Annotated in this window: 1 pseudogene; it reads left to right on the top strand. The window is 67.3% G+C overall.

Annotated features, from left to right (window positions below):
* Positions 1-387 (top strand): annotated as a pseudogene (locus I8N67_RS42005) (alpha-1,4-glucan--maltose-1-phosphate maltosyltransferase); the annotation flags it as partial.
* Between the last annotated feature and the right edge of the window lie 38 nt (positions 388-425).

The following is a 425-nucleotide window of genomic DNA, read 5'->3' as shown; positions in this document are numbered from 1 at the left end:
ACGCCCCTCATCGCCTCGCTCAACGAGATCAGACGGCGCCACCCCGCCCTGCACCGGCTCAGGAACCTGCGCTTCCACCGCACCGACAACGACGCGGTGATCGCGTACAGCAAGCGTGCGGGCTGGGACGCGGTGGTGGTGGTCGTGAATCTCGACCCGCACCGCGCCCAGGAGGCCACGGTCGAGCTCGACATGGCGGAACTCGGCCTGGACAGGGACCACATCGTGCCGGTGCGCGACGAGTTGACGGGTGAGAGCTACCGCTGGGGAAGGACGAACTACGTGCGCCTGGAACCCGGGCGAACACCCGCGCACGTACTCCACGTCCGGCTCCGTGCCGAGTCCACGTCCTCTCTGTCGCCGAACGGAGGGTCAGGAACGCCATGACCTTGAACAAACCCATCCCGGACACCTTCGAGGACACC

The organism is Streptomyces adelaidensis, assembly GCF_016598475.1.
Taxonomy (GTDB): Bacteria; Actinomycetota; Actinomycetes; order Streptomycetales; family Streptomycetaceae; genus Streptomyces; species Streptomyces adelaidensis.
Note: the sequence above shows the minus strand (reverse complement) of the source record. Positions and strands in the feature narration are given on the sequence as shown.